General features: G+C 67.5%; 30 protein-coding genes, 1 tRNA gene and 5 pseudogenes. 29 read left to right on the forward strand and 7 right to left on the reverse strand.

Annotated features, from left to right (window positions below; all coding sequences use genetic code 11):
* Window positions 1-3: 3 nt before the first annotated feature.
* Entirely contained in the window at window positions 4-210 is a 207-nt protein-coding gene (locus PV419_RS02290; RefSeq protein WP_319685913.1) for a hypothetical protein, read from the reverse strand.
* Between the two features lie 127 nt (window positions 211-337).
* Here PV419_RS02290 and PV419_RS02295 point away from each other — a divergent pair, with 127 nt between their 5' ends.
* The 25 genes and pseudogenes from PV419_RS02295 to PV419_RS02415 all read left to right on the forward strand — a co-directional run bounded on the left by PV419_RS02295 (window position 338) and on the right by PV419_RS02415 (window position 20,980).
* Entirely contained in the window at window positions 338-2,464 is a 2,127-nt protein-coding gene (locus PV419_RS02295) for a helix-turn-helix domain-containing protein (protein ID WP_319685914.1), read from the forward strand.
* A gap of 286 nt (window positions 2,465-2,750) precedes the next feature.
* The gene (locus PV419_RS02300; protein ID WP_319685915.1) at window positions 2,751-3,320 is read left to right on the forward strand and encodes a hypothetical protein; all 570 of its coding nucleotides are present in this window, start codon (window positions 2,751-2,753) and stop codon (window positions 3,318-3,320) included.
* Between the two features lie 87 nt (window positions 3,321-3,407).
* Window positions 3,408-3,614, forward strand: coding sequence for a hypothetical protein (locus PV419_RS02305; protein WP_319685916.1), 207 nt, complete (start codon window positions 3,408-3,410; stop codon window positions 3,612-3,614).
* Window positions 3,615-3,717: 103 nt separating this feature from the next.
* A complete protein-coding gene (locus tag PV419_RS02310; RefSeq protein WP_319685917.1) occupies window positions 3,718-4,062 on the forward strand; it encodes a hypothetical protein in 345 nt (114 codons plus the stop codon).
* Window positions 4,063-4,086: 24 nt separating this feature from the next.
* Window positions 4,087-5,079, forward strand: coding sequence for a phage recombination protein Bet (gene bet, locus PV419_RS02315; RefSeq protein WP_319685918.1), 993 nt, complete (start codon window positions 4,087-4,089; stop codon window positions 5,077-5,079).
* A gap of 65 nt (window positions 5,080-5,144) precedes the next feature.
* Entirely contained in the window at window positions 5,145-6,278 is a 1,134-nt protein-coding gene (locus tag PV419_RS02320) for a hypothetical protein (protein WP_319685919.1), read from the forward strand.
* An 85-nt stretch (window positions 6,279-6,363) separates the two neighbouring features.
* On the forward strand, window positions 6,364-7,278 hold the full coding sequence (locus tag PV419_RS02325) for a helix-turn-helix domain-containing protein (RefSeq protein ID WP_319685920.1): 915 nt from the start codon (window positions 6,364-6,366) through the stop codon (window positions 7,276-7,278).
* Between the two features lie 93 nt (window positions 7,279-7,371).
* On the forward strand, window positions 7,372-7,650 hold the full coding sequence (locus PV419_RS02330) for a hypothetical protein (protein ID WP_319685921.1): 279 nt from the start codon (window positions 7,372-7,374) through the stop codon (window positions 7,648-7,650).
* 64 nt (window positions 7,651-7,714) lie between these two features.
* Entirely contained in the window at window positions 7,715-8,329 is a 615-nt protein-coding gene (locus PV419_RS02335; RefSeq protein WP_319685922.1) for a hypothetical protein, read from the forward strand.
* Window positions 8,330-8,538: 209 nt separating this feature from the next.
* On the forward strand, window positions 8,539-10,038 hold the full coding sequence (locus PV419_RS02340; RefSeq protein ID WP_319685923.1) for a DNA cytosine methyltransferase: 1,500 nt from the start codon (window positions 8,539-8,541) through the stop codon (window positions 10,036-10,038).
* A gap of 25 nt (window positions 10,039-10,063) precedes the next feature.
* Window positions 10,064-10,792, forward strand: a complete 729-nt coding sequence (locus tag PV419_RS02345) for a hypothetical protein (protein WP_319685924.1) — start codon at window positions 10,064-10,066, stop codon at window positions 10,790-10,792.
* A gap of 19 nt (window positions 10,793-10,811) precedes the next feature.
* Entirely contained in the window at window positions 10,812-11,219 is a 408-nt protein-coding gene (locus PV419_RS02350) for a hypothetical protein (protein ID WP_319685925.1), read from the forward strand.
* Between the two features lie 29 nt (window positions 11,220-11,248).
* Entirely contained in the window at window positions 11,249-12,067 is an 819-nt protein-coding gene (locus PV419_RS02355; RefSeq protein ID WP_319685926.1) for a hypothetical protein, read from the forward strand.
* 187 nt (window positions 12,068-12,254) lie between these two features.
* A pseudogene (locus PV419_RS02360) lies at window positions 12,255-12,572 on the forward strand (HU family DNA-binding protein); the annotation flags it as partial.
* A gap of 76 nt (window positions 12,573-12,648) precedes the next feature.
* On the forward strand, window positions 12,649-13,242 hold the full coding sequence (locus PV419_RS02365; RefSeq protein WP_319685927.1) for a hypothetical protein: 594 nt from the start codon (window positions 12,649-12,651) through the stop codon (window positions 13,240-13,242).
* A 248-nt stretch (window positions 13,243-13,490) separates the two neighbouring features.
* On the forward strand, window positions 13,491-14,117 hold the full coding sequence (locus tag PV419_RS02370) for a hypothetical protein (RefSeq protein WP_319685928.1): 627 nt from the start codon (window positions 13,491-13,493) through the stop codon (window positions 14,115-14,117).
* A gap of 65 nt (window positions 14,118-14,182) precedes the next feature.
* Window positions 14,183-14,485, forward strand: a complete 303-nt coding sequence (locus PV419_RS02375) for a hypothetical protein (protein ID WP_319685929.1) — start codon at window positions 14,183-14,185, stop codon at window positions 14,483-14,485.
* Window positions 14,486-14,566: 81 nt separating this feature from the next.
* Window positions 14,567-15,595 carry an N-6 DNA methylase gene (locus PV419_RS02380; RefSeq protein ID WP_319685930.1) on the forward strand — a complete coding sequence of 343 codons (1,029 nt, stop codon included), beginning with the start codon at window positions 14,567-14,569 and terminating at the stop codon, window positions 15,593-15,595.
* Window positions 15,592-16,188 carry a hypothetical protein gene (locus tag PV419_RS02385; RefSeq protein WP_319685931.1) on the forward strand — a complete coding sequence of 199 codons (597 nt, stop codon included), beginning with the start codon at window positions 15,592-15,594 and terminating at the stop codon, window positions 16,186-16,188. Before PV419_RS02380 ends, PV419_RS02385 begins: the two co-directional genes overlap by 4 nt.
* 32 nt (window positions 16,189-16,220) lie before the next feature.
* Window positions 16,221-17,261 (forward strand): DUF4192 domain-containing protein, encoded by a 1,041-nt coding sequence (locus PV419_RS02390; protein WP_319685932.1) that lies wholly within the window; start codon window positions 16,221-16,223, stop codon window positions 17,259-17,261.
* A 225-nt stretch (window positions 17,262-17,486) separates the two neighbouring features.
* Window positions 17,487-18,251, forward strand: coding sequence for a phosphoadenosine phosphosulfate reductase (locus PV419_RS02395; protein WP_319685933.1), 765 nt, complete (start codon window positions 17,487-17,489; stop codon window positions 18,249-18,251).
* Window positions 18,252-18,463: 212 nt separating this feature from the next.
* The gene (locus PV419_RS02400) at window positions 18,464-19,246 is read left to right on the forward strand and encodes a sulfite exporter TauE/SafE family protein (protein WP_319685934.1); all 783 of its coding nucleotides are present in this window, start codon (window positions 18,464-18,466) and stop codon (window positions 19,244-19,246) included.
* 495 nt (window positions 19,247-19,741) lie between these two features.
* Window positions 19,742-19,814: transfer RNA gene (locus tag PV419_RS02405), tRNA-Ile, on the forward strand.
* A 469-nt stretch (window positions 19,815-20,283) separates the two neighbouring features.
* The gene (locus tag PV419_RS02410) at window positions 20,284-20,649 is read left to right on the forward strand and encodes a type II toxin-antitoxin system RelE/ParE family toxin (RefSeq protein WP_319685935.1); all 366 of its coding nucleotides are present in this window, start codon (window positions 20,284-20,286) and stop codon (window positions 20,647-20,649) included.
* Window positions 20,642-20,980 carry a helix-turn-helix domain-containing protein gene (locus tag PV419_RS02415; RefSeq protein WP_319685936.1) on the forward strand — a complete coding sequence of 113 codons (339 nt, stop codon included), beginning with the start codon at window positions 20,642-20,644 and terminating at the stop codon, window positions 20,978-20,980. Before PV419_RS02410 ends, PV419_RS02415 begins: the two co-directional genes overlap by 8 nt.
* A 1,298-nt stretch (window positions 20,981-22,278) precedes the next feature.
* On the opposite strand, the pseudogene PV419_RS02420 reads toward PV419_RS02415, so the two are convergent.
* From PV419_RS02420 to PV419_RS02425, 3 genes and pseudogenes are all read right to left on the reverse strand, one after another.
* A pseudogene (locus PV419_RS02420) lies at window positions 22,279-22,635 on the reverse strand (hypothetical protein).
* Window positions 22,636-22,663: 28 nt separating this feature from the next.
* Window positions 22,664-22,906 (reverse strand): annotated as a pseudogene (locus tag PV419_RS53115) (helix-turn-helix domain-containing protein); the annotation flags it as partial.
* 391 nt (window positions 22,907-23,297) lie between these two features.
* Complete coding sequence (locus tag PV419_RS02425) at window positions 23,298-23,495, reverse strand: CRISPR-associated endonuclease Cas1 (RefSeq protein WP_319686200.1); 198 nt, start codon at window positions 23,493-23,495, stop codon at window positions 23,298-23,300.
* On the opposite strand from PV419_RS02425, the gene PV419_RS02430 reads away from it, so the two are divergent.
* A complete protein-coding gene (locus PV419_RS02430) occupies window positions 23,400-23,801 on the forward strand; it encodes a hypothetical protein (protein WP_319686218.1) in 402 nt (133 codons plus the stop codon). The genes PV419_RS02425 and PV419_RS02430 overlap by 96 nt on opposite strands.
* 124 nt (window positions 23,802-23,925) lie before the next feature.
* On the opposite strand, the gene PV419_RS02435 is transcribed toward PV419_RS02430, so the two are convergent.
* Entirely contained in the window at window positions 23,926-24,171 is a 246-nt protein-coding gene (locus PV419_RS02435) for a hypothetical protein (protein ID WP_319685937.1), read from the reverse strand.
* Between the two features lie 83 nt (window positions 24,172-24,254).
* Here PV419_RS02435 and PV419_RS02440 point away from each other — a divergent pair.
* Window positions 24,255-24,578: pseudogene (locus PV419_RS02440) on the forward strand (TetR family transcriptional regulator C-terminal domain-containing protein); the annotation flags it as partial.
* Between the two features lie 235 nt (window positions 24,579-24,813).
* On the opposite strand, the pseudogene PV419_RS02445 reads toward PV419_RS02440, so the two are convergent.
* Window positions 24,814-24,963: pseudogene (locus PV419_RS02445) on the reverse strand (VapC toxin family PIN domain ribonuclease); the annotation flags it as partial.
* Window positions 24,964-25,025: 62 nt separating this feature from the next.
* Between PV419_RS02445 and PV419_RS02450 the strand changes: the two are divergent.
* Window positions 25,026-25,148: a hypothetical protein gene (locus PV419_RS02450; RefSeq protein ID WP_319685938.1), complete on the forward strand. Its 123-nt coding sequence runs from the start codon at window positions 25,026-25,028 to the stop codon at window positions 25,146-25,148.
* Here PV419_RS02450 and PV419_RS02455 read toward each other — a convergent pair.
* Complete coding sequence (locus PV419_RS02455) at window positions 25,138-25,557, reverse strand: hypothetical protein (RefSeq protein WP_319685939.1); 420 nt, start codon at window positions 25,555-25,557, stop codon at window positions 25,138-25,140. The two genes, PV419_RS02450 and PV419_RS02455, sit on opposite strands and share 11 nt — an antisense overlap.
* Window positions 25,558-25,823: 266 nt before the next feature.
* On the opposite strand from PV419_RS02455, the gene PV419_RS02460 reads away from it, so the two are divergent.
* Complete coding sequence (locus tag PV419_RS02460) at window positions 25,824-26,858, forward strand: LacI family DNA-binding transcriptional regulator (protein WP_319685940.1); 1,035 nt, start codon at window positions 25,824-25,826, stop codon at window positions 26,856-26,858.
* The last annotated feature ends 55 nt before the right edge of the window (window positions 26,859-26,913 follow it).

Consider the following 26,913-nt stretch of genomic DNA (forward strand, 5'->3'; position numbering starts at 1 on the left):
AAGTCAGTAATGGCCCAGTGCGACCAGGGCTGTTGTAATGGTGGCGGCGAGGGTGAGGGTCGCGGCAAAGGCTACGGCGGCGCGGGCCAGCGCAGTGGGGTAGGTGGCGTAGTCGCGGCGGGCGAGGTAGCCAGCGCCAGTCCCGGCGAGGGCGGCGACCACGAAGGTCAAGGCGCAGGCGAGCAGGATCAGGGCGGTGCGGTCGGACATGGGGACACTCCCTCTCGGCACGGCGGTGTTGTCGTGTTGGCGAATTTCGCGGATCGGGTGTCCGCCGTGGTTTGCGCGGTCGAAGATGAACGACGGCGAACAGCGGCACGGCACAGAGGAGGGCAGCGTGGGGACGGACGATTTCCAGGACCCTGCGGCCGCGCGGGTGGAGCTGCGCGCCCAACTGGAGGCTGGCCGGGTCGCGCTGGGATTGAACCAGACTGAACTCGCCCGTCGTGCCGGCCTAGGCCGTACCTCGGTTAGCCAGGCGCTCAGCACTGCCGCGCCTGCGCCTAGTGCGCAGACGGTGGGCGCGTTGGCGCGTGCCCTCCGCCTCGACGTCCGCCCCTTACTGGACTTGCTGACCACTGTGAGTGGGTCACCTCATAGCTCGGGCGGCGCGCTGGGTAAGCCGATCGCGGACTGGGATCCGCACGATCTGGAGGTCCATCCCGCGGCTGAAGCCCCCGCGCGTACGGGATACGGCACCGGGCCGGGCGGTGAGATCGGGCAAGGGCGGAGGGGCCTGCTGCCGTCATATGTGGGCCGTGGGCACGATGTGGAACTGGCCGCCCTCATCGACGCCGCGACGCAGGGGTGCAGCCGGATGGTGGTGCTGGTCGGCTCCTCCTCGACGGGCAAGACCCGTGCCTGCTGGGAGGCGGTGCAGCCGCTGGCCGAGTACGGCTGGAGGTTGTGGCATCCGTTTGATCCCACGCGGGCGGAAGCCGCCCTGGCCGACATCGAGCGCGTTGGGCCGCGCACGGTGGTGTGGCTAAATGAGGCTCAGCACTACCTCGGCGCCGGTGGCGGACTGGGCGAACGCATCGCCGCTGCCTTGCACGCCCTGCTCACTGATCCGGCCCGGGGACCGGTACTAGTCCTGGGTACCTTGTGGCCCGAGTACGCCACCGCCTACACGGCAATGCCCCGACCGGGCGGGGAAGACCCGCACCCTCGGGTGCGGGAACTGCTGGCTGGCCGGCAGATCCCGCTGCCTGACAGCTTCGACACGGCCGCAACCGCTGCCGCGAAGGCCCTCGCCTCGGCGGGCGACCGGCAACTGGCACACGCGCTGGAACACATGGGTGACGGGCGATTGGCGCAGTTCTTGGCCGGCGCACCAGAACTGGTGCGCCACTACGAAACCGCATCCCCGCCAGCCCGGGCTCTCCTGCGCGCGGCGATGGACGCCCGCCGCCTCGGCGTCGGCCTCCACCTGCCCGTCACCTTTCTCGAGCACGCGGCCACCGACTACCTCACCGACGACGAATACGACACCCTCGACGACAACTGGCGCGAACAGGCCCTCGCCGAGGCCACGCAGGCCGTCCACGGAAACCTTGCCCCCCTGCGCCGCATCCGCCCACGCCCCACCCAGCACCTCACACAGCAGGGCAGCACGGCGCAAGTGCCTCCTGCCTACAGGCTGGCGGACTACCTCGAACAACACGGCCGCGAAATCCGGAAACTTATGTGCCCCCCGGCCTCGTTCTGGAAAGCCGCGCACCACCACCTCACCCAGCCAGACATCTTCCTCCTCGCATACGCGGCCGAAGCGCGCCACCGCACCTACTGGGCCTACCACCTGTGGCAAAAGGCCGCCGATGCTGGCAGCACCGAGGCCCTGGCCCGGCTCGCCGGATTGCGGGAGGGGGTGGGAGACCGGGAAGGTGCCGACCGGCTCGCCCGGGAGGCTGCCGACGCCGGTAACACCGACGCCCTGGCCCGGCTCGCCGATATGCGCATGTCGGCGGGGACTCGGGATACAGAAGGGGAGAAGGACGGGGCCGAACGGCTCCTGCGGGAAGAGGGGGCCGAGGGGCACCTGCGGCGGGCTGCCGACGCCGGCAACACATTCGTCCTGGTCTTACTCGCCGAACTGCTGAACATGGCCGGGGACCGGAGCGGAGCCGAACAATTCGCCCAGCAAGCCGCCCAGACCGGCAACACCGACGCCCTGTTGCTGCTTGCCAGGATGCGGGAGGAGATCGGAGATCGGGAGGGGGCCGAGCGACTCCTGCGGCGGGCCGACGACGTCGGCAACACCGAGGCCGTGGGCCTACTCGCCGAACTGTGGGAGAAGGCCGGGGATTGTGAGGGTGCCGAGCGGATCGCCCGGGAGGCTGCCGACGCCGGCAACACCGACGCCCTGGCCCGGCTCGCCGATATGCGGAAGATTGGTGGGACGGATGGAGTTGGACTGTGGACGTATGGGCTCGACCCGGATGGCAGGCCATCCACCCCTTGGTGACCACTTCAGTCGCCTGCCTTCGATGAGACGGCGACTGGGTTTGATGACAACGGACAGCCCGTATCCGGGCTGGGATCGTTGTTCACGAAGCTCTATTGGGCCTGCTGTGCCTGCCGAAGAGACGGGGAGCCCGGACGCGCGGAAAGCAAAATGGCCCCTGCTGTGTGGCAGAGGCCATCGGGTCCTCTTGGAGTAGACCATCGTCCACGATAGCAGCGCCAGCCCCCAAGGGGTGCGGCTACGCTTCCGTCGACACGCGCGAGGAGACACTGCGAAGGACGGGGCAATGCGCCAGCTCAAGCCGTACCTGGTCGGGCACCAAGAGTTCGCTGCTCTGTACGGGGTGGAGCCCGGGATGGTCGGACAGTGGCTGAGCCCGAGCAGGCGCGCGCTGGACCCGGCCACCGCCATCGTTGTTTCGGGCGTGCGCTACTGGCCCCTGGGGTTCGCTGCCCGCTATGGCACGACCACTCCGCGGTTCAAGCAGGTCAATGTGCGCGTAAAGGAACGGTTGATCGCCGAGCAAGGCGAGGGCTGGGAGGCGAACCTTGGCGACGAGTTGCCGCCGATCGTGGGCCAGCAGGAGATCATCCAGATCTTCCACCTGCCGGCGCAGGGCAACCTCGCCACGACAATCGCCACCGGACGCTTCCCGCACCGAGACTGGTTGCTGTCCGGGTCCCCGCTCTGGCTGCTGGACACGGTTCTCGATGCGGTGTCTGCCCTCCGCGAGAGTGCCCGCAGCCTGCCTTGGGAGACCGACGAGGCCGTGATTGCCGCTCTGCGCAACGGTACGTACGACGGCCCCGGATCGAAGGTTTTGACGCGAGGACGGCATGTAGCAAAGGGCCTCTGACCTGTGGGAACACTGTACATCGAATCGAAATGCTAATAAGATATAAGTAGCTCGTTTGGATGCCATTGATTCGCAACGGAGGCATGAATGCAGATCGTCCATACGCCCGCCGGTGACGGCGTCGCGGTCATGAGGCCAAGTGAAATCGCACTCATGGAGTCGGTCCTGTCGCGCTACGTGCTGGAGAACCCGGATCACAACCTTGCTGTCCGGATGCTCGCGGACGTCTCTCGTGCCAATGGGGAGGTCGAGCGTACGTGGGCGGAGCGGCCGGGTCGCGTGAGCTCGACCTGATCGCGATGGCGTGAAGTCGGGCTGTCGTGGCTGGGGTTGATTAGCTCGCGCCAAGCCTTCAAGATAGGTGACATTCTTGGAATCAGTCACCAGGGAGGTGAGGATGGAAGACGTCCAGGACGAGATTCCGGGCCTGGTGATCCACACCGTGCGGCAGCCTGACGGGGAAGCGGGCACGATCCAGGCGCAGTTCGAGGCGTTCCATCAGCTCAACCCATGGGTTCTCCGGGCCTTGGAGAGCCTGACGGCTGACTACCTCAAGCGCGGCGCTACCCGCGTCGGCATCGGGATGCTCTTCGAGGTCCTGCGCTGGCGCTACGCCACAGCCACCGAAGGCGACGAATTCCGGCTAAACAACAACTTCCGCAGCAGGTACGCCCGGCTGCTTATCGAGCGCCACCCCGAGTGGGCGCCCGCGTTCAAGGTCCGCGCCCTGCGGGCCGACTGAACCGAACCTCTTGGAGAACGACCAATGAACCAACCGACCGAGCAACAGGGCGGCGACACCACATCAGCGGCCCTGGCACCCGCCAGCGCCGAGACACCGCCAGAACGCACAGTCACCCAAAGCGCCATTGTGCTTCGAGCCGACCAAGTGGAGTTCGACGCACGCCAGGTGGCCGCGCTCGCGTTGATCAGCCCTGGCCTCCAGCAGGCGCCACGCGCGCAGTTGGCCGTGTTCTTCCACTACTGCGTGAGGTCCGGCCTCGACCCGTTTGCCCGCCAGATCTACATGATCGGGCGCAAGAACCGGGGCGAGGACCGCGACGAGAACCCGGTCAACTGGACCATCCAGACCGGCATCGACGGCTTCCGCACGATCGCCCACCGCGCGGCGGAGCGGACTGGAGAGCGAATCTCCTACGAGGACACCGTCTACTACGACGCTGAGGGCAAAGCGCACGAGGTCTGGCTGGCGCCCGGGTCTCCGGCGGCCATCAAGGTCACCGTGCTCCGGGGCACCAGCCGTTTCCCCCTCATCGCGCGCTGGGACGAGTTCGCCCCGGAGTACTGGGACGCCAAGCAGAGCAAGTACGTCGTCGCCAAGATGTGGCGCCAGATGCCTGCCCACATGCTGCGCAAGTGCGCTGAGGCTGGTGCCCTGCGGATGGCCGCCCCACAGGACCTGTCCGGCGTGTACGCAGACGAGGAGATGGCTCAGGCCGACGCAGAAGTGGTCGCTGGCGAGGCCGAGGAAGCCACGCAGCGGCTGCGCGCCGCCGCTGGCCTGACGGGGCACGAGCAGGACGAGGGCGACGGCGACGAGGCCAACGCCGACGCATCCGAGAACGGGAAGCCCCGGAAGGATGCCAAGACGACGCCGCGGAAACGCGCGAAGGCCGCCCAGCCCAAGGCGGCAGTGGAACGGGAGCAGGGCGCGGGCGCTGACGAGGGCCAGCCCGCCCGCAAGCGTGCGGCCCCGCGGAAGCGAACCGCTGCCGCCAAGAGCGGCGCCACCTCCTGACCTGTTCCCATCCGCTCGGGTGCCACCCGCCGAGCCGGGCAGCACCCTGCCTTCCTGGAGATCACATGACCATCACGGCCGATCGGCCCGTCAGCCTGTGGCCCGCAGCCCACGCGGCCGACGCACGTCGTCCACGGTCCCTGCAAACCAAGATCGGCGCGAGTGACACCGTATGTGCGCGGCGCGCCGGGTACCTCCTGCATGGCCGCACCCCCACTGACACCGGCGAGAAGCGTAAGGCGATCCTCGGCACCTTCCTGCACGCCGGGATGCTGGAGGCAGCCCGCGAAGAGTACGGCTGGATCATCGAGCGCCGTGTCGAGGACGACACCATCCGAGGCCACATCGACGCGGTCCAGCTCGACCGCCACACGGCCTCCCGCCTGCCGAAGCGGTTGCGCCCCAGCCTGCCGGCCGACGTGACCACTGTGGAGGACATCAAGACCAAGAGCACCTTCCAGTGGGACTCCATCCGACGATACGGCGCCAGCGACGCCGAGATCCGCCAAGCCCTCCTGTACGCGGACCTGTTGCGCACTGAGGGGTTCGCCGACATCGACGGACAGCGTCAGCTCGCCCGGATCGGCCCGCTTCCAGTCGGTCGCATCCGGTTCCGGTTCATAAACCGTGACTCGGGCGATGACCACGTACAGGAGATGCCCTTCAACGCCGAGCGTGCCCGAGGCGCGCGCTGGTGGGTCCAACAGGTTCGCGCGGCAGAGACGCCCGAGGACCTGCCGCGTACCTTTCCCGGCCCGGGCCTGTCCGCTGTCTGTGACAAGTGCTCCTTCAAGACGGCCTGTTGGGGCCCCACCGTCGTCGGCCGGCGCCCGCAGAGCATCCTCATCCACGACGATGCCGAGCGGGGGAAGGCACTGGCCGAGTACGTCGAGCTGTCCGAGCAGATCAAGCCACTCAAGGACCGGATGAAGGTGTTGCGTGCCGAGCTCGACGGCTCGGAGCCCGGTGCGTACGGCGAGAACGTGCTGTCCTGGAGCGGCGGCAACCCGACCAAGGTTGACGACGCGGACGCCATGGTTGCCCTCTTCAAGCGGGCTGGACTGCCGGTGCCGATGGCGCCCGATGTGGCGGTGATGAAGGCACAGCTCAAGGCGGCGGACATTCCCGTGCCCACACGGCTCGACCATGATCGGCGCACCTCGGTGGGCATCAACGTCACCCTTCACAAGAAGCCCTGACCCGCGCCCCCAGGAGGGGCAGGTCCGCTGCTGGTCCTGCCCCTACCTCGGCGCACCTCGAGCCGGACGTAATGGAGAGGTGCCGGTGAGCATCCAGCTGATGGTGGCGGCGGCCTATCTGCCTAAGGAGGTGATCAACAAGACGCAGAAGCTCGTCCTGATGAAGATCGCGGACTCTGCCGACGATCAGACGCGGTTGGCCAGGCCAGGCCTTGAGCGAATGATGGCCTGGTCCGGGGTGGGCGACAAGCAGGTCATCACGGTCGTCACGGAGCTGGTTGGCCTCGGCCTGGTCGAGCGAGTCGAAATCGGCAGGGTCGGACGCCGCGCCGAGTACCGGGTCTTCCCGCATGGGGTGCCGCCGATTCCCTCGACAGAGGAACTGATCGAGCGGCGCCGTTTGGCGCAGCGTGCGCCGAAGAATCCGCGGCTGGCCAGGAAGGTGACGCGCCGAAAGCCATCGACAACTGCGCGTACCCAGGACGACGTCGTCGCTCGCGAGGAGATCCGTGCGGCCCTGGCAGTCGCTTTCGAGAGTGGGTTGCCGGAAGGGAACCCTGGAGGCGCATGGGAGAGGGTTGCCGCGGGGGAACCCGGCAGGTTCCCCCAGGGAAACCGCGTAGGTTCCCCTACGGAAACCCCTTCTCTTCCCCCTCCTTCCTCACCCCTTCCTGTTCCCCCTACCCCCGGTGCCCACGTAGAGGGGGAGTCGGACGGAGATGCCGAGGGGCAGCCACCGAGTGGTTGCCCACGCCATCCGCGGCCCGCTGGCAACTGCCGGGGCTGCGGGACGAACTCGCGTGCCGTTCGGGAGCAGGCGCGGCGCAAGGCTGCCGAGAACGAACGAGCCTCGCAGCGGGAGTGGCTTAGGGGGTTCTTTGCCGAGCAGCAGCGCCGTGTGGCTGAGACGGACCCGCAGGCGCTCGAGATGGCGCGGCAGCGTACGCGCGACCTGGCTCGCATGGGCCGAGCATCCCGTAGGAACTCCGGCAGCAAATAAGCGAGTTCATGGATCGCCGACATTGACGCCCACGTGAACGCTAATAAGATATAAGCCAATCCAAACTTCGAGCCGGATCCCCTTGGAGAATGAATGACCACCTCGACTGTCGACCCCGCCGCCTACCTTGTGGTGGCCGAAGTTATCCACGGCCCGCTTGCCACGCCCATCCTCGGCAAGGGGCTGTTCTGCTCCATCGAGTGCGCAGCCGTCGAAGTGCGCGAACTTTCCCGCTCGATCAGCGAACGCGGGCAAGGGGCGGCCTTCGTCCTCCAGCACCAGGGTCGCCCCGTCGGGTGCGCCGTCACGCGCGGCGGCCAGATGTGGGTGGTGCAGGTTCTCGCCTCCCATGAGCTGCCCGCCACGAACTAAACACACCTCTAAATATAGGTGACATTGTTGAAAAGAATGTCACCTTCCCCTCTTGGAGACAGAAATGACTGTCGCGGCACTGCCCGACCACGAAGACCGGACCAACCCGCTGTGGCTCAAGCTGTTCCATGGCTATCGCCACGTGATTTCACCGCTGCGCCACTTCGGCTGGATTACCGACGTCGAACTGAGCGGCGGCAACTTCCACGTCCGCGCCGACCTCGGTGACGGCACTGAGTTGATCATCGCCGCCGAACACGCTCTGCCCGTCGATCCCAGCGAGGTGACCGGGTGGCACGTAGCGCGGCAGAACATCGAGGACCCCGCGCGACTCACCGCGCTGTACGACTCCACTCCAGATGGCCCACAGGCGCACCACGGAGTCAGCCTCATCCCGATGTTCGCGCGAATCGATGAGTTGGACGCCCCGAAATCCGCCAGGCAGCTGGTCGTGTCGTCCACGCACACAACGCCTCACGGCGTGAACCACAACCAGACCGCAGGCTACGAGGCGGCGGGGACGGCCATCGCCCGCTACTTCGAGTGGTCGCGGCGAATGGTCGCCAACGAGGGCTATCGGTGCGTCTGGGAAGAGCCTGAACAGGATGGCTACCCGCTGGCGCTCTTCGAGAAGGACGGCCACATCACCACCGTCCGCGTCACGCCCAGTGATGGCTGACCCGTCGCGCCGCGCGCCGCGCCCTGTCAGGGGCGTGGTCCGGTGATCTGGCTGCCGATTCTCTGTTTCCTCGGTGTCGCGGCGTTCATCGCCCTGGGGATCGAGGACAGTCGCCACCGTCGCGCGCGACGCACCCCCGATCAGTCCTGATCACGGCTGCCCGGCCCAACCTCCGGGCCGGGCGGCCCCGCCCCTTGGAGACCATCCCTTTGTCCCGCGCGATATCCCTGCTCTGCGGAGCAGGCGGAGACGCGACCGGCCTGGAGGAAGCCGGATTCGATCCCATTCTCGGCATCAACCACTGGCAAACAGCGATCGACACCTTTGAGCTCAACCACCCGGGCGCTACGGGGCGCTGCGCCGACATACGCAACTACCCCATGCGTTGGCTGCCGCAAGCCCTCATCCTGTGGGCCTCCGTCATCTGCACCGAGATCAGCCCCGCCGGCGGGAAGAAGCGCCAGCCCGACCCGGCGCAGGAAGCCCTCTTCGAGGAAGAGGAGCAGTGGAGAGAACTTCCGCCGGAGGCGTTCGAGCTGACCCGCGTCACCGCATGGTGCGTGCTCCGTGCTGCTGAGGCCAAACGGTTCCCCTGTGTGGTCGTCGAGAACGTCACCGAGTTCGTCACCGACTGGATCTTGTTCCCGGAGTGGATCCGGGCCATGAAGAAGCTGGGCTACCGCGCCCAGATCGTCTCCGTGTCCTCTGCCCACATCGGTTCCGAGACCAACCTGTACGCGCCGCAATGGCGCGACCGCGTATACATCGTCTTCACGCTCACCACTGTCCGCCGTCCCGATCTCGCGCCGCGCCCGCTCGCGTATTGCTTCGAATGCGGCCAGGACGTGAAGGCTCGGCAGAGTTGGCGCAATCCAAAGGTCCGCGTCGGCAAGTACGGCTCCCAGTACGACTACCGTTGCCCCAATACCCGCTGCCGCCATGCCTTGGTCGAGCCGTACGTGCGCCCAGCATCCGACGTGATCATGTGGGGCGACATCGGCCAACGCATCGGCGACCGCACCAAGCCGTTGGTACCGAACACGATGCGGCGGATCGAAGCGGGACTGGAGAAGTTCCCCTTCGAGCCCAGCGTCGTCACCCTCACCCATGGCAAGGACGGCGGAGACAGAGCCTTCGCCCCGCACGCGAGGCCGCTACCTACGCGCACCGCGAAGCTTGGCGAAGCCCTGCTGGTGCCCGTCGGCGGTTCATGGAACGACACCCCGGCCTCGGTCGACGTGCCCATGCGCACCCGTACGACACGTGAAAGCGAAGCTCTTGTCACGGTCGATCCGGCGCCCTTCATCGTGGAGTTCCGCCGCAACTGCGACGCCGCGCCAGTGGACACCCCGCTCAGCACGCTGAGCACCGCCCGCCATCACGGCCTGGTGGTGCCCGATGGCGTGGCCCGCGACCGGGCCCGCAACACGCTCGTCATCCCATACCGCAAGGCCGCGCCCAAGACCGCGGCCGAACCCCTGCACACTCTCGCCACCCGCGACTCGGCGGCCGTGGTGCGCACCGCGCCCGCTATCGAGGACTGCTACTTCCGCATGCTCCAACCGCGCGAGCAGTTGTCGGCACAGCGGTTTCCCGAGACGTACCAGGTTGTCGGTTCCAAAGCCGCCCAGACCCATCAGGCGGGCAACGCCGTGAGCGTCAACGTTGCGCGATGGGTCGGCGAACGCCTCAAGCCCGTCCTGGCCTGACCCCGAAGAAGAAAGGACTCAACCCATGGACACTGCCCCGGCCAGCCACCTGGCGATGCTCTTCCAACAGCGTAAAGAATTGGCCACTCAGCGCCGACGTATCGAGAGGGCGCACTGCCTCGCGGTCCTCGACCACATCGCCGCCAGTATTCGCCGCACTTGCCCGGAGGCCGCCTACGTCAACTTCGCGTACTACGGCAACAGCCGGACGCTGGACCTCCTCGGCGTGCTCGGGGGACAGCCCAGCCCGCTCGGCGCCTGTCCCTGGCTGTGGGGCGGCAGGGACGAGGGGCACCCGCTCGCCGAGCTCGCCGACCAGATCAAACGGGACGTGGAGACCGCGCTGGCCCCGACCCGCTCTCCGGCTTGGGCCATGGTGCGCCGCGACGGTGTGAGCGACGGCAACAGCTGGCTGTTGGAGCTACCCCCGCCCGACCGCGCCGCGCGCATCGCCCAGCTGGTACGCGAGCACCACCCGGAGGCGACCGCGCTGATTGTTGACGGGCGCCCCGCCGGGGGGCGCATCCTCGAGGTCGTTGAAGGAATCTCCGACGATGGCACCGAGAACCGCACCAGGCGACGCCGTTGGACGCCCGAGTGCGAGGAGGTCCTAAGGCGCTTGGTCGCTCAGATCTTTGCAGTACCGGCCCTGGCCGAGCGTCATCTCATGCCGATCGACGACCTCTACACGCACCCTTACGACAGCACCCCCGGCCATCTTGTGCGTCTAATGCGGCTGCCGCCCGTCGCGTAGTCACCCACGCAAGCATCGAATGAGCGGCACTGAATGGGTCAGCGAGGCACCGTGCGCCGGGGACATGCGCTTTTCGCCCGACAACGCGACTGCGGACTCTCTCAGAACGCCGCAGACCCGCAAACTACTGACGGTCTGCCGGGCGTGCCCCTTCAGAGCACGGTGCATTGCCCTGGTACTGCCGCGCCACTCCCTGTTCGACGGCATCTGCGGCGGACGCCTGTGGTTCAACGGTCAGGTCCGTGCCACCTGTCAGGGCGCCAACCGCGACGAACTCAAGGAGGGCGCTGCCCCCATCACCCACGGCACCGAGGCCGGAGCCCGCGCCCACAACCGGCGCGGGGAGACGGCCTGCACTCTGTGCCGGGAAGCCGGACGGCGTGCCCAGGCTCGCCGACGCGAGCGCAAGCGAGCATCCGGCCAGTAAGCACCCCTTCAACCTCCCCAAGGAGAAAGATGTTCACTGTCAAGGCGGACGCCCTGTCCGCCATCCTCGACAAGGTCGTCCCCCATCGGTCGACTCTGTCCGCCTGCCTGCCCGACCTGGATCAGGTCGACATGGTCCTCCTCGACTGCACCCGCGGTTGGCTGCATGTCGTTGTGGCCGGAGAGCGGACCATAGCCGTTGCACGAACGCGTATCGAGAACACGACGCACTGGTCTGCACCGGTCGCCCACGCCGACGTCGACGCTCTGCGTGCCTGGTTGGCTGCCTCCGACGAGGTCCATGTCCAGCACACCCTGGACGGCGGCCGCCCTCTGCTGCACTTCACCGAAGGTGCAGCGCGCGCGACCGTGCCAGTGGCCTCCCACATGGCTGAACTGCCCTGGCGGGAGGTGCTGCTGGCGGAAGTTCCCCAGCCCCACGCTCCGAGCCGGGCCGTACGGATGAGCTCCCGGGACCTCGCCCTGTGGGAGCACGCAGGCAAGGACATCGAAGTGTGGCCCGCCGCCGGAGTAGCGGCGTTCATCGTCACCGCGGGCCCGGACTTCATCGGCCTGCAACTGCCTCACCTCGGTTGTCCGGCCGAGGTGGTGGATGGCTGGCAGACATCGCTGCGCACGCGGCGGTTCCTCTACGAGGGCATCCCGTACGAGGTTGGGGCCAGCTATGTGGATCAGTGGGGGATGGCGTGGAGGGTTGCTGCTTGGCCCGCCCCGGAGGAGGAGCCGATCGTGGTCTCCGCCGACCGGTCCGGTGTTGCCCTGCCTCTGGCAGTGGTTCTCCGGGTAGGGGGGCGCCTCACGCGCGACCCCGTGATGCGGCACATCTGAAGATAGATGACATTTATGAATTACTATCTAGTGGCCACTGGGTGTGGACGTGACGTGCGCGGCGACAGCAAGCCTGACGGCGATCGGTGTGTGGGCCTCATGCCTCTCCCCGCCGCGTGGCGCGCCAGCCCGGCATCCGCGCGAGCCAGACGGCCCAGTCCTGACGTAGGAAGCGAAAGGGAACTCTATGAACAAGGCTCAGCTCGTCGAGGCCATTGCTGACAAGACCGGCGGGAAGAAGAACGCCGCGATTGCAGTGGATGCCGTATTCGATGCCATGGTGCGCGCTGTCGTCGACGGAGACACTGTTTCCATCACCGGATTCGGCAGCATCAGGCCCGTCGTTCGTCCGGCTCGCCTCGCCCGCAACCCGCAAACCGGCGGCCCGGCGCGGGTGCCCGCCACTCGCGTGCCGGCCTTCCGTGCTGGTGCGCGGTTCAAGGCATTGGTCGCCGGAGAACGGGACCTTCCGGCCTCCGGCAATTGCATCCAGAAGGCCCCTAAGGCGCCCCGCCGGTAACCGCCGCGCACTCCGTCGCCGCCCCGGCACGCGCCGGGGCGGCACTGTCGAAGGAACCAAGATGAACGATCCTGTGGGAACCGAGATAGAGGCCACGGCGCGGTGGCTTGAGCAGCACACCGCTTCCGGCGCCGCCGCTGTCCTACGTCGCGTGGCACGCCAGCGCGACGAGGTGCGCTGGGAGCTTGCTGTCGCGCTCACCGGGAAGCGGCGTCTCCTCCTGGCGTGGCGCTCGGCGCGTGAGCGCGCCGAGGAACGCGCAGGCGAGGTAGCCCAGCTGAAACGCAAACTGCGTGCTCGACATGGGCAGCCGGACGCGCAGAGCGGGCTCGTGACCTTGCGAGGTCACGATGTCCTACGTGACTACGCCCTGATGCGCGTCGACCTCGCACGCTTCCAGAACTTGCTTGAGCGGGCGGGTTGGCTACCCGATGCCAAGCCGCGCCATCTATGGCGCTGGCGCGACGGCTGGTGGGAGCTGGCCTACCGGAAGAAGAACCCGAAAGACGGATGCCCCGACAGCGGCTGGTACCTGTGGGGGCCGGCCGAGAGCTACTTCGGTGAGTGGGTAGCGGCGCTGAAAGCGGACGCGACGGTTGAGGCCGACCGACTGATCGCCAAGCACCTTGCCGCTGCGGCGGAGGCCAAGCGTTGAGCACCCCGGAACTCATCAGGGGTCACAATTCGCTTCAGGGTCTCGTCTCGGCCGTCATGGATTAGGGAATTGGAATTTCCGTAAACAGGGGCGCCTCAATTTGAGGAAACTTGCTTTAGTGGTATTTGCCACTAAAATATAAGTAAGGAATTCGCGAAATCCTGAAACGGAAAGGACACACTCTCCGCCCCCGGCTCAACGCCGGGGGCGCATTCATACGCGCAAGCGTCCTCTTGGAGACCACCACCATGACCTACAGCCGAGGAGTGCAAGTTCTCTCGGGCCTGATCGGCGTCGAGCCCGATCACGTCGCCCGGGCGCTCCGCGTCGCCGCGCGGAACCACGCCTCGATTCGGCCCAGCCACTTCAGCCATCTGACCGACGAGCAGTTCCAGCGCCTCATCAACCGGGACCAGCACGCTGTTGCGGTCGTTGCCAACCTGGCTATGCGCTTCGCAGGCCGCATCGAAGACGCCCACCTGCTTATGGACGTCTACAGGGCCAGTGTTGGCGCAACCGCGCACCAGTCCCTGATTCGCGAAGGTATCGGCACGCCGCCGCAGTTCCACCGCCACGAGTACGTGCAGCACGCCATCCGCATCCTCATGGCCGCCGACCTGCCACCCATCCACATCGACGGTGTCCGCGAACTCAAGCCCGGCTTCCAGGTCGACCCCGCATGGGGCGACATGTCCGGCTGGGTTTTCATCCAGCCGGACCCAGACGCCGAAGGTCGCAGCGGCTTCGCCGGCGGCCACCTCGGCTACCTCGCCGTTCTTCGCTGGGCTGGATGGGGCGTCATCACCGTGCCGCTGCCCGGCGGGCTGTGGGCCGCCTGCCACCCCGACTACCGGGACAAGCCCTTCCCCTCCTGACCGCCTCCGTACCCGGACCGCCCTCCGCGGGTCGGGGCAGCCGACTCTGAAAGGCCAACTGCACCGTGAAGTTCCCGGTAGACGACACCACACTCAGTGCCTGGACCTCCCTCCTCAATCTCACTGAAGAACAGACAGCAGCCACGCTCGAGGAAATCGAGCAAACCCTGCGCGTCGGCTATGTACACCGCCCCACCGAGCTCCGGCACTTGAGCTTCGAGAAGCTGACCGCAGAGATGGACATTGACGAGTTGGCCCTCATGTTCCTCGTCATAGGGCTTCGGCAGGCCGGGCACCCCGAGGCGGCCAATGCCGTCGAGATACGTGGCCTCGTGGCCCGCCTTGAGGCCAAGCCTCCATCCGACTGATCGCCACCTCAGCACCCCACGCCGCCCCGGCAGCGCACCGCGCACCGGGGCGGCTCCATGCGCGTACCCAGAGGAGACTCCGTGCCCGATGATGACATGGCCCTGCCACGGGCCGCCGCACCTGCTGAGGCCCGGCCCATACCGAGCTGGGCGAAGAAGGCCCCGCCGAAGTCGAGCACTGCCGTACGAACCCCCGCCAAGACCACGTGGCACAAGCGCCTCGCCCCGCGCGACCCCCATGACCACGCCCGCACGATCGCCGAGAACGTCATCGACGCCTGGTACCAGAGCTACGGCGGCAGCAGCATCGACATCCCCATCGGCACCGTCGCCGCGCTCGCGCTCCTTCGCCAGCCCACAGAGATCGGCAACGGCCTGGCCGACTGGATACTCAACCGCCAGCCGCACGAACTGCCCCAGCTCTTCAAAGAGATCTACCTCGGTTACTGGATCAAGCGCCCCGACCTGATCAACCGCGCCCTGCGCTTGCACGACTGGGCCTGGAACCCCGACCCCGACACCCAGCAGCTCCGTGCCGTCCAGGCCGTCACCCACCGCGCCATCAACCAGGGCCTGCTGGACCTCACAGGCCACGACGACCCGTACATGCGGGCGGAGTCCGACGTCCTCAGCCCGCTCCTCACCGGCCTGCGCCACAAGAGCGACAAGAAGTGGCGCGGTGAGTACCACACGCCGGCGTGCGTCACAGACCTGATGGCCAACATGCTCGTCGACAAGGAATTCGCCCGCCCCAACCTGGCCATCCGCGAACCGGCCGTCGGTTCGGGCACGATGTTCCGCTCTGTCGCCCAACGGCTCCGCGACTTGGGCCTCGACCCGCACGACTACCACTGGTACGGCAACGACATCGACGCACTCGCCGCAGCCTGCGCCGCCGTCAACACGATCATCTGGGACCTCGGCCCACGGGCCCACATCGGCTGCGCCGACTCGCTCGCCATCGAGGACGGCGGCCACGCCAAGACGCTTGCCGAAGCCAAGGAAGCCTTCGAGGAACGCGACAGGTACGTGGGCACCGCCACCGCCATCGTCGCCTCCCGCCGCGCCTTCCGTCTCCTAGACGAGCTCATGGAGACGGCCGCCGCATGACTGATGAGCACGACCTCGTACGACCCCGAGCCACCCCCGCACGACGACCCCGCAGGCCCTCGTTCGTGCAGGCCAAGACCGCCAGCGCCGCCTATCCGATAGACGATCTCGCCCCCTACCTGGAACCGCCCTGGACCAAGGAGGACACCGACACCCCCGACCGCTCCGCCATCTACACCCACCCCGAAGGCCACCACATCGGCCTGCGTCTGCAGCCCGGCGACCTGATCATCCAAACCTGGATCACCGCGGGCCCCGACCTGCCGCCGCTTCCGATCGGCACAGCCGAGGAGAAGGCCGAGGCCCAGGCCGCCAACGACGCCCGCCTGCAACCGGGACGCTCCTGGCACCGCACGATCCCGACCCGCCACGCCGAGGATCTGACGACGGCAGTCAGCAGTCTCCTGCACGACCAGCTCATACCTGCGCTCACCAAGAAGCCAAGGTTCGCACGCACCGTCAGCTACGCGACCAAGGCCCAGCCGAACGCCCAGGACGAGGCACCCAGAACGAAGAAGGGGCGCTCCACCGCCAAGAACCCCCCATCCGCCAAGGCCGGCACGGCCCCAAAGAACAAGGAGACCGAAGAATGATTCCTCCCCAGCGCAAGCTCACCATCCGCAGCATGGCCAACGTCGCAGAGCTCCTGCCATTCATACTCGGCCACTACCCCGACGACAGCATCGTCTTCCACTGCCCCGGCCCCCGCTTCATCGATGGGCCGAGTATGACCTGCCCACTGCCTGAGGACTCGACCCACTGGCTTGAGATTGCCCACCTGGCCGCACGGAAATTCATGCGCTACACCCTCGCCAAAGGCAAGGGTCTCTACTGTGACGTCATCATCTATCTCTGCCGTGACCCTCGGCCTGGCCAAGACGCCGAGGAGACTGCCGAACTCCTTCGCAACATGGCCAACTGGCTGGTTGATGCGATCGCCGACCACCGTGGCACCCCTCAGCTAACTCTCGGACTTGTCGCAGGACGCTGGTGGGCATACACCTGCGACCAGCCTGGATGTTGTGAGGGCGAACCCCTCCCTGCTCTCGATGACCCCAACAGTGCCGCAGCACAGCTCATTCGACTCGGCTTCTCCCCTGGTCGACGGACGTCGGAGATCGCGAAGGAGTTCCAGCCCGGCGATGCCGATCGCACTGAGCAACAGCGCCGTGCGCTCGACAACGAGGCCGCGGCATGGAGCTCTCAATGCCTCACCGACGAAGGGCAAGACGCCGTCCTCCGTGCCACGAATGCCTTGCTCGAATCAGCAATGAGCGCCTTCCGCGACGGTGCCACGGAACTCGCGGACGACATAGCCGCCCGGCTCATCCACGGTCTACACGATGAGTTGGCGCACGACCACGGCATGGAATTCGCCGAGGACGACGACCTTCCCCACGCCCGGCGCCTCTGGGCCTTCCTCGCCCGTCGGTGCATCCCGCCCTACACCGAGGCCGCGGTGCCCGTCCTCACGTTGTTCGCGTGGATCGCGTGGCGGCAGAAGGACATCCTCGCGGCGCGACTCGCACTCACGCAGGCCCTCACCACCGACCCTGACTACGAACTGGCCGACGTACTCAACTACGCCATCAACAGCGAAGTCGATCCGCAGGGGCTGCTTGAGACCGCGCGTAAGAACCGGGCGCGACGACTGAAGGACACATAGCGCACCGGCATCCAGACGAACTGAACAATCCGCGGCCCCGGCATTCTGCCGGGGCCGCCTCAAACAGAGGTACCAGGTATGACCCCAGAGGAATCTGCCGACACCGTCACGCGGCAGACCGCCTACCTTCCAAGGCGTCACAACCAGGCGACCCGTGCCCTCCCTCGCTTCGCCGCCATACGCCGCAATGTCCGATCCTTCAGTTTCGGTGGCGGATGGCAGTCCATGGCGGCCCTCGTGCTCGCTGCCCGCGGCGAGTTGGACTACCGCACGTTCATCATGGCCAACGTCGGCGACGACTCCGAGAACCCCAGGACCATCCGGTACCTGCACCAGTACGCCCTGCCGTTCGCTGCCCAACACGGCCTTGAACTGGTCGTGGTTGATCGTGTTCTGAAGCGCACCGGAGAGGTCCGCACGCTGTACCAGGACCTGACCCGGGAAGGTTCCCGGTCGCTCAAGATCCCCGTGCGGATGTCCAACGGGGCGCCGGGCACTCGCTCGTGCACCGTCGAGTTCAAGATCAAGGTCGTCGGCGACGAACTCAAGCGACGCGGCGCCAGCGCAGAGCACCCCGCCACGGTCGGCATCGGTATCACCCTGGATGAGATCCACCGGGCGAACACACGACAGTGTGAGCCGCACGAGCGGATCGAGTACCCGCTCTTGGAACGCGGTATCCGTCGAATCGACTGCGCGCGGATCATCCGCTCAGCAGGGCTGCCGGTGCCACCCAAGAGCTCGTGCTGGTTCTGCCCCTTCCACCGCCCTGAGACGTGGCAGGAGATGCGCCGCACGGAGCCCGAGCTGTTCGCGAAGGCATGCCAGCTCGAGGACCTGCTCAACGGCCGGCGTGAAGAGCTCGGCAAGGACCACGTCTATCTGACCGCCTTCGGCAAGCCCCTGCGAGAGGCCATCGGCGACGGCACGGACACCCTGCCGTTCGACGCGTACGGCATGGGCTGCGACTCCGGCTGGTGCATGACCTGACCACGACGGTTGGCCACAGCCTGGTGGCGCCGTCGACTCGGGAACGGGGGCCGTGATCGTCGATATTGGCTTTGTTCACGAGTTTGGGACAGCAGTTGTTCATGACCTCGGGAGGCGGTTGGATCGGGCCGGGGTCGATGTTCACGAGAACGAGAGGCGCCCGATCCGGCGCCTGTTCCGGGTGCTGGTAGCGATTCCTCCGGGAGGTTGTCGTGGAGTGGTCGATGGGGTCGCTCGGGTTCGCCGCCGGGCTTCTGATATCGGTGGCCACGGCGCCCGTGGGCGTCTCTGGAGCGGTCTTCCTGCTGCCCGTGCAGGTCAGCGTGCTGGGGGTGCCGAGCCCGGCCGTGACACCGACGAACCTGCTCTACAACGTCGTGGCCGGCCCCGGCGCCCTCCTGCGCTACTGGCGGGCCGGGCGTCTGGGAGGGGCGCTGACCCGCCTGCTCATCGCCGGCACCGTGCCCGGTGTCGTCATCGGCGCCGTGATCAGGGTCTTCGCTGTTCCCGGCCCCCGCGTCTTCCGTCTCCTCGTTGCGGCGCTGCTCCTGCCGCTCGGAGTGTGGCTGTGGCTGCGGACCGTGCGCCCCGCGCCCGCCCGCACGTCCCGCCCTCCTTCGCCCCGTACGACGACGTCGCTGGCCCTCGCCGTCGGTGTCGCTGGCGGCATCTACGGGATTGGGGGCGGCTCCCTGCTCGGGCCGATCCTCGTCGGCCGCGGAGCACCGGTCGCCACGGTCGCGCCCGCTGCCCTGGCCTCCACTTTCGTGACCTCCATTGTCGGCGCGGCCACTTACGCGCTGCTCTCCCTGACCGCTACAGGCGACGTCGCCCCCGACTGGCTGCTGGGCCTGTCCTGCGGAGCTGGGGGCCTCGTCGGCGGATACCTCGGCGCGCGGCTCCAGCCGCACTTGCCGGAGATCGCCCTTCGACTCCTGCTCGGCACCCTCGCCACAGGCGTCGGCGCGCTCTACGCGGTCCAAATCCTGCGCTGACCGTCCAGGGTTCCGCAGCCCCCGGGCACGGAGGTGCTGTCGAATCTCGTGAACATTCCGTCCCGACGCCAGCCGCCTGATGCCTCCCAAACTGATGTCGAGGTGCTGTCCGTTCTCACGTACAGAGCCATCGATATCTGTCGCAGGGTTCGATGCAAGCGGGGAGACCAGACCCCGCCCGAACGGAGTAAAGAGGCCCTACGATTGTGATCAGGCGGCTGACCAGGTAAAAGCCGCGCGGCTCTACCCTCGAGTGAAGAGGGCGGAGCCGTTTTCGTCGGTAAGGCACTCCGCTGCGCGCTTGTTCGGTATGCCCCTGCTCACAGCAGTGACCAGCCTCTTGGAGCCCGGGAAGAGGGGGCCTTGCAGGGGCCCAAGAGGGGCCCAGGGACCAGCCAGGGGCCGGAATGACCAGGAAGGATCAGGAAAGGCCAGGTCTTTGCCGGACGAAAATACGGCCCTGACCTGCGAAAACGGGAAGCATGAGGCAGGATCGGGAAGATCACGGAAGATCCTCAAAGGACTCATAATCCGTCGGCCGTGGGTTCGAGTCCCACCCGCCCCACCACAGCAGGGCTCTGACCTGTGGAAACGTCTAGGCGGACGTGTGGATTCAGGGCTTTGGGCCAACGGACTGAATCCGCTGCTCGTGAGTTCGACGCCGTGGCCATCATTGGCACCGCTCTGACCTGGGCGGACGTCTCAGTTCGCTGCCGGGGCAAGCCGCCGCAGGTGGGCTGTGCGGGCGGGTGGACGCCGAGGTTGGGACGCTGATGGGACGCAGGTAATCGGAAGTGGCTGCCTGGGGGCCTGCGCCGACGCTGCTCTGGTTGTGGGCGGCGGGGTCGGGTCGGTGCGATTGCCGTTCGGGCAAGTGCCCGCCCGCGCCTTGGATCCGCCCGCCGCCGGAGTTGGGTTACCCCCTCTATGAGCGGGCAAGGCGCAAGACTGGTCGACGAAGCCCTACCCACAAGGTATATGCTGTCAGTGTAATATCCTGCAGGTGGGAGGTTGGTCGGACGGCTTGGGAAATCGTCGTGGCCGAGCCCGCTCTCACTTGGCTCCACGGCCTGCGTCGTACCGACCGCGACACCCTCATCCAGGTCAGTCAGGCCATCACCGCGTTACAAGAAGAGGGCCCTGCCCTGGGGCGGCCTTTGGTTGACACGATCAAGGGCTCGGCGTTGCCCAGCATCAAGGAGCTTCGCCCCGGCTCGGCCGGTGTCTCGGAGGTGCGGTTGCTGTTCGTGTTCGACCCGCAACGGCAGGCTGTGATCCTCGTGGGCGGGGACAAAGCGGGTAACTGGTCCGGCTGGTACCGAGTGGCAGTGCCGCTGGCAGAGCAGGCGTACGAGGATCACCTGAAACGAATCGAAGGAGAGAGGACCCGAAGCGATGACTGATCACCTGAGGGACCCGCAGGCCGTCTCCTGGGAGGCCCTGAGTGAGGAGTTCGCCTTCACCGATGCGGAGAAGGATCGGATCACGCAGGGTGCGCAGGTGATGATCACTGCCTCCCGGGTGCACCGACTGGCTGAGCTGCGCAAGCGGCAGCACACCACCCAGGTGGAGGTCGCCAAGGCCATGGGGGTCACTCAAGCTCGGGTTTCGCGGATCGAGAAGGGGCAGCTGGACCGCAGTGAGGTCGACACCCTTGCTGCGTACGTGAAGGCCCTTGGTGGCAAATTGAAGGTCGTTGCTGACTTTGGTGATGAGACCTACGTCCTCGGGTAGCTTGAGCGACGATTCTCGAGAACCAGGCCCCTGCCGCTGCGGCGGTGGGTGTCAAGGTCAGGATCGGCGCTTGGCACGTGGCCTGTCCCTTGGTCCTCCGGGCTGCGACTTCCTGGTTTCCAGAGGACTCAGCCGAGCGATCGGCAGCCTCCGAGGTCAGGACGGCAGTTTGAAGGTGAGGGCCTGCAGCCCTCGGTCGAGGCCTACGGCAAGTAGTCCCTCGAACCAGGCCACCCCCAAGGCCACGCCACGTGGCGGACGGGGGCCTCCACGACCCGTGTGGCGGTGATCGGGTCCCATAGGCACACCGTCCTGTCGCTGCTCGCAGTGACCAGGAGCGTACGACCAGCATGTTCGACGGCACAGAGGGCGTTGATCGCGCTGGTATGGCGTAGTCCGGGCTCCTCAGCGTCGTGTACACACTGCCCAGTGGCGGCGTCCCAGAGCCATGTCTCGCCGCGATGCGTTCGCCAGTCGTGGGATCCCACAGGTGAACCCGGACGTCAGGCCCACCGCTGGCAGAAGCCAGAAGTTGGACTCCGTCGACATCGACGGCGCACACCGCGGACACGCCGAAGGGATGCCACAGAGTGTGGACGGTCTCTGCCCTTTCGGGATCTCACACGCGCACGGTGCAGTCGGCACCGGCACTGGCGAGAAGCGTGCGTCCGTCTACCGTCAGAGAGCAGATGGCGTGAACAGCAGCCGCGTGTCCCCGGTACTCCCCGAACACATCCGCTGATCCCAGGTCCCACAGAACGACGGCAGTGGTCATCGTCGGCAGCGGCCACGAGGGTGTGGCCGTCGACGACCAGTGGACACAGGGCGCGCACGCAGTCGCTCGGGCCCTCCAGAGACCGTTCAGCTTGGCCTGTGACAACGCCGCTGTAGCCGGGGCGCACCAGGTACCGCGAGGCGGTGTTCAGCCGGATCCAGCCGTGAGCCAGGTTCTCTCCCACCTCCCCGGCGGAGGAACTGTCGAAGACGTCGTCGGGGAAACCGAAGGACCACCAGGGCTCGCCCACGAGGTCTCCACCGGTGGGACGGCGCAAAGGTGCCGCCGACTCGGGAAAGTTGTCTGCGAGCACCAGGATCGTGACGTCCTGTCTGTGCCGCTTGCTTTCGGGGCTCGGGGCGATCACCTCGCTCGCCGGCAGCCGCCGGTCCATGAGTAGGTCGGACTTGGGAAAGGCCACCCACAGAGGGGCGCCCTTGTCCCATGGGCCACAGACGACATGGGCACAGGCCATCACGCGCCGGCCGCGGCCGTGCGCGCGCAGGTCGTGGCGGGCCCACAGCTAGCGGAAGGTGTCGCTGCGGGTGTACAACTCGCCGACGAGGTCGGTGAGAGTGTGGTCGTAGGGGGTGGCTCCTGCGGCGGCGCGCAGGTGGGCGGTGAGGCTGTCGGCGACTTCGTCCCAGTCGCGCTATAACTGGCGGGCGTAGGGGTCGATAAAGGTGAACCGGGCGAGGTTGGGAGCTTTGCGCGCGTCGGCGTTGAGCCACGCTGTAGAGGGGTTGGCAGCGATCACGTCGAGGGTGGGCGTGCGCACCAGCGCGGGGACCTCGACAAGTGCGTCGAGCACCGTCTGCGGTTGCGGGCGATCGCCGCGGGCGGGGTGCGATGGGAGCGGCGCACGGGGACGGCCGGCCAGCGCGCGCCAGGTCGATCAGATGGGCCTGCTCGGTAGCATCGAGCTGCAGCGCGCGGGCGATGGTGTGCAGCACGCTGTCGGAGGCGTTGGTGAGTGCGCCGCGTTCTAGGCGGATGTAGTAGTCGATGCTGAACCCGGCCAGGGCGGCGACCTCCTCGCGGCGCAGCCCGGGTACCCGCCGCTTGAGCCCTGCCATGGGCAGCCCGACTGGTTGCGATCCACGGTCACCCCGGAGGGCGACCGCCACCCGCCAGCCCTGGGCCACCTGCATCCTCGCGGGGAAGTTGCGATCCACGGTCACTCTGGAGGGCGACCGCCACCGGGCTCTGGTCGGCGTACTCGGCCAAGTCGTCGGCGTTGCGATCCGCGGTCACCCCGGAGGGCGACCGCCACGGCGTGCGAAGTGACATGCAGCCCGGTCTCACGCTGTTGCGATCCATGGTCACCACGGAGGGCGACCGCCACTGCTCCTTGGTCAGGTCCAGCGTGACGCGGTGCGGGGTTGCGATCCCCGGTCCCCCCCGGAGGGCGACCGCCACCGCCCCGTTTCCGGGGGAGCACCACCATCCCACAGAGTTGCGATCCACGGTCACCCGGGAGGGCGACCGCCACATCGGTCGGGGCCAGCCACAGCGCGTCGTCGACGGTGTTGCGATCCACGGTCACCCGGGAGGGCGACCGCCACCCGAGGCCGAGGCCGACATGGGCAAGCCGTTCAAGGTGTCCTGGGCGCAGCGTGTGATGAGTTCGGTGGAGAGGTTGATGTGGCCGTAGACGACAATGCTTTCGATGCGTCTGAGGGGCAGGGTGCGCCGTCCGGGCGTGTCGGGGAGGTGGACGCGGAGGGTGTCGTGTTCCAGGCGGAGGTCGGCGCCTTGGGTCTGCACGTAGAGGCGTTACTCGGGTGTGGCCAGTTGGAGCAGGGTGGGGGTCTGGCCGGTGGCGAGGAGGATCCGGTTTCCCGTGGTCATGATGGTGTTGATCAGGCGGGCGAGGGGGTTGGGGAAGCCGGTGAGGATGGGGGTGGCGTCGACTGTGAGGATGAGGGCGTGGTGGCCGCGGGCGGAGAGGCGGGCGATGTCGTCCAGCAGGTGGGGGCGTCGGTGAAGCCTTCCTGGGTGGGCTGGATGGTGATGTGGTCGGCGTCGTCGAGGATCACCGCGTAGGGGCCGTCGCCGAATGTGGCGGCTGCGTCGCGGAGGTCGGAGTCCCGGCCGGCCCTGCTCCGGAACGGGTCAGGTCAGCGGGCCCGGCATCGAGCGGCGCTTCCTCCTGCTGTGGCGGCAGGTGTCACTCCCGGCAGACGGGAACGTTGACGTCGTCCACGTTGATGTGGCCCCAGCCGCCCGTCGCCCGGTCGACGACCTCGACGTAGATCCGTTCACCGATGTGGGCGGACAGGTCGAAGACGACCCGGCGGTACTGCTCGTTGCCGCGGCCGGTGGCCTTTGCCGGCACCTTGCCGTCGCCGGCGCGGATGACGGCCGCGTAGAGCCGGTCAGGGTCGTTGCCGCCGGACACGAGCAGATCGACCACGCCGTCTCCACGGGGGCCACGGTGGCGGAATGGAGCACCCCGGTGGCGCGTCGTCACCGCCCCGGTCCGGGTTGAAGTCCTGCCGCAACACCGAACGAGAAGGCATCGTGCGACTGTACGCCGTCCTGTCGGCGGAGAGCGTCACCGAGGGCCACCCGGCCCAGGAGTACTTCCGTGACCGCTACGCGGGGCTGCGCACCATGGTCACCGAGGCCCTCGCCGAAGCATGCGAACGGGGCGAGACCCGGGCGGACCTGGACCTCGAGGACGCGGCCAACGCGATCATCGCCGTCATGGACGGCCTCCAGGTCCAATGGCTGCTCGCCCCCGATTCCGTCGACATGGCCGCCTCCACGGACCGCGCCATCACCGCACTCCTGACAGGCCTCACCGACAGCCGCACCTGATCCCGAGCGCCGCCCGCGCTTCGCCTCCTGTCGTGAACCGCGCTGCAGCCGCACCTGATCCCGAGCGCCGCCCGGCCCCCTGGCTCCGCGACCCGCGACCATGGCGCCGTCGCGGCAGCAGTGCGTACGGGGTGCCCTCTGTTTGGATGCGGCGCCCGTTCCCGCGGTCATGGCCGCGAGAACGGTCCGCCGCGGCACGATATACCCGGTCCGCATCTTCGCCGAGTCCGGCCCTCACGATGTGTACCGGCTGTCCGGTCGCATGGACGATCGTTTCGAAGTCGCGGTCGTGGTGGGCCGGCGTCAGCCCAGCCTGTTCCGCAGCAGCGGCGACCAGCAGGTCGACAGGGCCCGCCCTGCGATGCTCGCCCTTGGCGGTGAGCGTCGAGTGGGGGAACCTGCGGGCCGTGGCGCCGCACGACATCGTCACAGTCGCGTGCCCTGCTGGTGCTGACCGCCGAGCAGGAGGAGGGCGAGCCGGACGCGGCCAAGGCCGGACGGCGGGAGAGCGCCCGATCAGGCGCGGGGCATACCGTGATCGCGCCGGACCCGGCCGGGGTCACGCCCTGAGCCGCGGGCAGCTGCGGCGGTCCTGGGTGGTGCTGAAGAGCACGGACCGGCCGTCGGGGGTGGCGAAGCCGGACGGGCCGGTGAAGTGTTCGTCGAAGTCGAACGCGCGGGGCTTTTCGTGGTCGGGCACGAAGCGGCACGCATCCTTGTCGAAGGTGCCGATCCAGTAGCAGGGATCGCTGCCGGGCTTGTAGCGGGCGTCGGCAAACACGTAGCTGACGGTGTCGGCGGAGCCGGAGACCGCCTCCCGGGTGACCGTGCCGGTGCGCTCGTCGAAGTCCCAGCGGGCGGTGGGGCTTTGCGGACCGCGCCGTTCGTCGTTGTCGGCAGGGGTGGGAGTGAACGAGAGTGGTACGACGGCGCCGCCGATGGCGGCGGACACGACAGTGAGGGCTGTTCTTCTCCTCAAGGCTGACTCCTGGGTGGTGCGCGGCAGGGCCTGACGTCGTGCCAAATCGATTTAACCGGATGACTCGACATCGTTCGCGCACCACTCCTGCTAACGCAAGAGCTCATGCATACCGCTTCACCATGGCGTTACCTGAATATCTCGCAAAACGACATATTAGGTCACCGTTTCCCATTCGATATGTCCGGGGTGTTGACATCGGGCGAAGAGCGCATGAGTCTCGTCGCAACTTGCTAATCCGATTTAACAACGGAGCTGAGCCATCGATGTCTGAACGCCGCGTGACCATGGCCGATGTCGCCCGCAAGGCGGGCGTCTCGCCGACGACCGCGTCGTTCGCCCTGTCCGGCCGTACCGATATGCGCATCTCCGATGCCTCCCGCAATCGTGTGCTGGAGGTGGCCCGGGAGCTGGGCTACCGCCCCAACGTCACCGCACGCAGTCTGCGGACGAAGTCGACCCAGACCATCGGGTTCGTGTCGGACCGGATCACCACGACACCGTTCGCGGGAGATGTGATCCGCGGCGCGATGGAAGCCGCCCGCCAGCGGGACAACCTGCTGTTCATCACGGAAGCGGGCGGTGACCGCGCCGCCGAGTCGTCGCTGGTCCACGCGCTGCTGGACCGCCAGGTCGACGCGGTGATCTACGCGTCCATGTTCACCCGGTATGTGACTCCGCCCAAGGAGCTGTTCGGGCGCCGGGTGGTCCTGCTGAACTGCCTGGCCCCCGGCTTCGACGCGCCGTCCGTCGTCCCGGACGAGCTGGAGGCAGGCCGGGACGCGGCCCGTGCCCTGCTCGCCGCCGGCCACACCGAGGGCATCTGGGCGATCGGCGGCCACCAGGCCGTTCCGGCCACTCCCGAGGGGATCATCGCCGGCAACGAGCGCATGCGCGGGCTGGAGGAGGTCCTGCGGGCGGGCGGTGCCCGCCTGGACGGTGTCGTCGAATGCGACTGGGACACGCGCGACGGCCACCGGGAGGTCACCGCCCTCCTCACGGCGGGCCACCGGCCCCGGGCGCTGGTGTGCCTGACCGACCGGGTCTCCTTCGGCGCCTACCAGGCGCTCGGCGAGGCGGGTCTTTCCGTGCCCGGCGACGTGTCGGTGGTCTCCTTCGACGACCAGGACATCGCGTCCGTCCTGCGCCCGGCGCTCACCACGCTGAAACTGCCGCACTACCAACTCGGCCGTCTCGCCGTGGAGCTGATCCTCGGCGAGGGGCCGCTCGAAGCCGCCGTACACCGTGTGCCCATGCCGCTTCAGGAGCGTGCCTCCATCGGCGCGCCCGCCGAGGGCTGATGTGCGGCGCCCATAGACGGTTGTCCCGCCGCCCGGAGCGGAGAACTCCCGGGCG

This window comes from Streptomyces sp. ME19-01-6, assembly GCF_033793745.1.
GTDB lineage: Bacteria > Actinomycetota > Actinomycetes > Streptomycetales > Streptomycetaceae > Streptomyces.